A 4,909-nucleotide genomic window follows, 5' to 3' on the forward strand; every position below is an offset into this window, starting at 1 on the left:
CAGGTGCGCGTCGGCGATGGCCGGCGCGCGCCGCCTGCCGGCGCCGGCTGGCCGACGGTGTCATGGCCGATTCAGCGTTTTGCGGCACAATCCGGATTCACCTGCCAACGGGCCCGTCCATGCGTCTACCGATCGCCTTCGTCCTGCTCGCCACGCTCGCCGGCTGCACCTGGGTGCCGATGGCGCCGGAAGGCAAAGGGGTGCGGGTCCTGCCGCCCGGTCAGGCCGCCAGCGGCTGCGAGAAGCGCGGCGAGGTGGTGGTGTCGGTGAAGAGCAGCGTCGGCTTCTATCAGCGCAACCCGCTGCGGGTGCGCGAGGAGCTGGAGACCCTGGCCCGCAACGAGGCGCCTGGCGTGGGCGCCAACACCGTGCAGGCGATGGGCGACCCGGTCGATGGCGACCAGCGTTTCACCGCCTACCAGTGCGGCGGCCGCTGAACCGCTCAGACCATACGCTTTCCGGGGATTTGTTAAAGATGCGGTAAAACGGTGTAACCGCTAGAATTGGCGCCCCCTCGCCTGACCCTGGCGTACACCTCGATGCTCTTCACCAACGTCTCGATCGCGGGACTGGCGCATATCGACGCGCCGCACACGCTGACCTCCAAGCAGATCAACGCGCGCCTGCAGCCAACCCTGGACCGGCTGCGGATCCGGGCCGACGTGCTCGGCGACATCGCCGGCGTCCACGCGCGGCGCATGTGGGACCAGGACCTGCAGGCGTCCGACGTGGCGACGCTGGCGGCGCGCAAGGCGATGGGCGATGCGGGCATCGAGGCTGGGCAGGTCGGGCTGCTGGTCAACACGTCGGTGAGTCGCGATTACCTGGAGCCGTCCACCGCCAGCATCGTCGCCGGCAATCTGGGCGTGAGCGAGCAGTGCATGACCTTCGACGTCGCCAACGCCTGCCTGGCCTTCATCAACGGCATGGACATCGCGGCGCGCATGATCGAGCGTGGCGATATCGACTATGCGATGGTGGTCGATGGCGAGACCGCCAACCTGGTGTACGAGAAGACCCTGGAGCGGATGGCCTCGCAGGACCTGACCGCCGACGCCTTCCGCGACGAAATGGCGACCCTGACCCTGGGGTGCGGTGCCGTGGCGATGGTGATGGCGCGTACCGACCTGGCACCGGATGCGCCGCGCTACCGCGGCGGCGTGACTCGCTCGGCCACGCAGTGGAACACCCTGTGCCGGGGCAACATGGACCGCATGGTCACCGACACCCGCATGCTGCTGATCGAAGGCCTCAAGCTGGGCCAGAAGACCTTCGCCGCCGCGCGGCAGGCGCTGGGGTGGGCGGTGGACGAACTGGACCAGTTCGTCATCCACCAGGTCAGCCTTCCGCACACCAAGGCCTTCATGAAGAGCTTCGGGATCGACCAGAAGAAGGTCATGACCATCTTCGGCGAATACGGCAACATCGGCCCGGCCAGCGTACCGATCGTGCTGAGCAAGCTGCGCGAGCTGGGCCGCCTGAAGAAGGGCGACCGGATCGCGCTGATGGGCATCGGCTCGGGCTTGAACTGCTCGATGGCCGAGGTTGTTTGGTAAGCGCCAGGCGCAGGACAGGCGCGCAAATTTTCCTTGCGTGCCGTATTTGGGTGTTTAGAAAGAAATTTGCTAAATTTCTTTCCTAAGAGCCGTCTCCGGCCACGGCAAGGATTGCCTGATGTCGTCTCGACGCTGTACCGGACACTATGTCCCCGGGTCGCTGGCCGGCAGCCGTTATCAGGCGTTCGTTCCTGATCCGCTGCCGCCCGAGCCGCCGCTGCAGTTGGCGGCGCCGCTGCTGATCGCGCGCAAGGAACAGGCCGACCAGGCGCTTGGTCGCCTCGATGGCATCACCCTGATGCTGCCGGACCCGGAGCTGTTCCTCTACCACTACGTGCGCAAGGAAGCGGTCCTGTCCTCGCAGATCGAGGGCACGCAATCGTCGCTGTCCGATCTGCTGCTGTTCGAGCTGGACGAGGCACCGGGTGTCCCTCTGGACGACGTCGAAGAAGTCTCCAACTACGTCGCTGCGCTGAACCACGGGCTGCGGCGCTTGCGCGAGGATGACTTCCCGCTGTCGCTGCGCCTGATCCGCGAAATGCACGCGCTGCTGCTGCAAGGTGGGCGTGGCGCCGGCAAACGTCCGGGCGAATTCCGTTCGGGCCAGGTCTGGATCGGCGGTGCCTCGCCGGCGTTGGCGCACTTCGTGCCGCCGCCGCCGGAAGCCCTGGATGCGGTGCTGGCCGCCTTCGAGCGCTTCCTGCACGCGCCGGGCCGCGACGTCTCGCCGATGGTCAAGGCAGCCTTGGCGCATGTGCAGTTCGAAACCATCCATCCCTTCAGCGATGGCAACGGCAGGCTGGGGCGGCTGCTGATCGCGTTGATCCTGTGCAACGAAGGTGTGCTGCGCGCGCCCAGCCTGTACCTGAGCCTGTTCTTCAAGCGCCATCGCGCGCGTTATTACGAGCGCCTCAACGCGGTACGCACCGAGGGCGACTGGGAAGGCTGGCTGGATTTCTTTCTCGAGGGCGTTGCAGACACCGCGCAACAGGCGGTATCCACCGCGCAGCGCCTGCTGGCGCTGCTGGCGGCCGACCGCGCACGTATCGCCGGATTGGGAACGCGCGCTGGCAACGTGGGCCTGGTGTACGAGCAGTTCGCCCGTCGTGTCCTGCTGGGCGTGCCACAGGTCCAGCCGCATTTGCCGCTCAGCGCACCGACGATCCGTGCCGCCATCCGCACCCTGCAGGATCTGGACATCGTCAACGAACTCACCGGGCAGCAGCGGCACCGCGTGTTCGCCTATCAGGCTTATCTGGACATCCTCAGCGAGGGTGCGCAGCCGTTATGAGTTCCCCAGTGCCGCACGCCGACGGCAATGCGCCATGCGCCGCGGCGGCGCCGTCTTCCTCCCCCATCTCGCATCGGTGCCCCGCATGAACTACCCCGGCTATCCCTTCACCCCGCAGCGCTTCCAGGTCCGCCCGGGGCTGCACATGTCCTATCTCGACGAAGGTCCGCGCGACGGCGAGGTGGTGGTGATGCTGCACGGCAATCCGTCGTGGAGCTATCTGTGGCGCACGCTGGTGAGCGGGCTGTCGGACCGCTACCGCTGCATCGTGCCCGACCACATCGGCATGGGCCTGTCGGACAAGCCGGACGATGCGCCGGGCGCGCAGCCGGGTTACGAGTACACCCTGCGGTCGCGCGTGGACGACCTGGACGCGCTGCTGCGGCATCTGCGCATCGACGGGCCGGTGACGCTGGCGGTGCACGACTGGGGCGGCATGATCGGTTTCGGTTGGGCGCTGTCGCACCATGCGCAGGTGCGGCGCCTGGTCATCACCAATACCGCGGCGTTCCCGCTGCCGGCGGCCAAGCCGATGCCGTGGCAGATCGCGATGGGCCGGCACTGGCGCCCGGGCGAGTGGTTCATCCGCACGTTCAATGCGTTCTCTTCGGGCGCGTCGTGGCTGGGCGTGTCGCGACGCATGCCTGCCGATGTGCGTCGCGCCTACGTGGCGCCGTACGACAATTGGGCCAACCGCATTTCCACGATCCGCTTCATGCAGGACATTCCGCTGTCGCCGGCGGACAAGGCCTGGTCGCTGCTGGCGCGGGCCGAGCAGGCATTGCCGTCGTTCGCCGATCGCCCCGCCTTCATCGGCTGGGGCCTGCGCGACATCTGCTTCGACCATCATTTCCTGGAAGGCTTCCGCCGCGCGTTGCCGCAGGCCGAGGTGATGGCCTTCGAGGATGCCAACCACTACGTGCTGGAAGACAAGCACGAGGTGCTGGTGCCGGCGATCCGCCGGTTTCTGGACGCACATCCGCTGTCCTGAGCACGCACGCCGGCCAGATCCGGCGTCTTCCTGCGGCGCGCATTATCGGCGCGCCGCACATGCAGGAAGGGGATTGCCGCCGGCGTTGCGCCGTGGATCGTCTACACGGGCGCGCGCAAACTGCTACCGATTGCCGTGATGCAACATTGTTGGCTGGGTACAGTCGCCGCCGACGTGCGCGTCGCGCGGAAGCGGACGCTGCACGCAATCGGACAGGAGACAGAGAGTGAAAGCGATGGCGATGGCGATGCTGTTGACGGCGATGAGCGTGCCTGGTGCGCATGCGGAAGACCTGACCACGTCCGCGGACGGCAAGACGCTGACGGTCGGATTCGGCCAGCCCACCTGGAAGCAGGTGCTGCACTACCGCAAGCTGTACGACAAGAAGCCGTTCCCCGATGCGGAGATCTATTACTACAGCAACGGCATGTACAAGATCATCTCGCAGGGCGAGAACCACTACGGCGTGTACGTGCTGCAGGGCAGCTTCGAGGATCAGACCTACACGATCCGCTTCATCTCGCTGCCGTCCGAGGACTGGGGCAACAAGACCGCCTTCCATCAGTTGACCTTCATCCGTGGCGAGGACAGGAACGTCTTCATCCAGAACGCGATCGTCGACACCGGCGAGGCCATCGCCCAGCAGAACGGCACCTACACCCTCGAAAAGAACACCGTGACCAATCCGGTGCCGACGGCGTGGAAGCACCGCTGAGCCGATGCGGCGCGCGTCCGCCGTGCTTCGGATGCCGCCAGGATGGGCGTTTGCAGGAGTTTGCGGAGGAGCGGCTACAGCCGCGACCGGGCGTTGCCGGGAACGCGGATCGCGGCTGGTCCCGCGGCGACAAGGGCAGATGCTACGGCCTCCCTGCCGTCCTGGCGGCGCCGCCGCTCAGGCGTCTGGCAGATTGCGTTCGACTACGCCGTCCCAGTCGGCCAGGGTCAGCAGCGGCAGGCCGTGCGCCAGCCGCGACTTGTCGCACTGCGCGCTGCGTTCGCCGAACTCCAGCGAGGCCGGTACCGCGGCGCACACCGACGGCCGCCGCTCGTGGATGCTGCAGCGGCTGGAGG

Annotated in this window: 5 protein-coding genes and 1 pseudogene; 5 read left to right on the plus strand and 1 reads right to left on the minus strand. The window is 66.9% G+C overall.

The features are described 5' to 3' along the window. Positions 1-119: 119 nt before the first annotated feature. The 5 genes from D588_RS0107200 to D588_RS0107220 all read left to right on the plus strand — a co-directional run bounded on the left by D588_RS0107200 (position 120) and on the right by D588_RS0107220 (position 4,553). Positions 120-437, plus strand: a complete 318-nt coding sequence (locus D588_RS0107200; RefSeq protein WP_017907737.1) for a DUF4156 domain-containing protein — start codon at positions 120-122, stop codon at positions 435-437. A gap of 102 nt (positions 438-539) precedes the next feature. Next, the gene (locus D588_RS0107205; RefSeq protein WP_017907736.1) at positions 540-1,556 is read left to right on the plus strand and encodes a 3-oxoacyl-ACP synthase III; all 1,017 of its coding nucleotides are present in this window, start codon (positions 540-542) and stop codon (positions 1,554-1,556) included. A 118-nt stretch (positions 1,557-1,674) separates the two neighbouring features. Then, the gene (locus tag D588_RS0107210; RefSeq protein ID WP_173003392.1) at positions 1,675-2,847 is read left to right on the plus strand and encodes a Fic family protein; all 1,173 of its coding nucleotides are present in this window, start codon (positions 1,675-1,677) and stop codon (positions 2,845-2,847) included. Positions 2,848-2,932: 85 nt separating this feature from the next. Beyond that, positions 2,933-3,838 (plus strand): alpha/beta fold hydrolase, encoded by a 906-nt coding sequence (locus tag D588_RS0107215; protein ID WP_017915499.1) that lies wholly within the window; start codon positions 2,933-2,935, stop codon positions 3,836-3,838. 235 nt (positions 3,839-4,073) lie between these two features. Beyond that, the gene (locus D588_RS0107220) at positions 4,074-4,553 is read left to right on the plus strand and encodes a hypothetical protein (RefSeq protein ID WP_017911453.1); all 480 of its coding nucleotides are present in this window, start codon (positions 4,074-4,076) and stop codon (positions 4,551-4,553) included. A gap of 177 nt (positions 4,554-4,730) precedes the next feature. Here D588_RS0107220 and D588_RS24225 read toward each other — a convergent pair. After that, positions 4,731-4,909, minus strand: a pseudogene (locus D588_RS24225) (YkgJ family cysteine cluster protein); the annotation flags it as partial.

The sequence above is a fragment of the Xanthomonas sp. SHU 308 genome, from assembly GCF_000364645.1.
GTDB lineage: Bacteria > Pseudomonadota > Gammaproteobacteria > Xanthomonadales > Xanthomonadaceae > Xanthomonas_A > Xanthomonas_A sontii.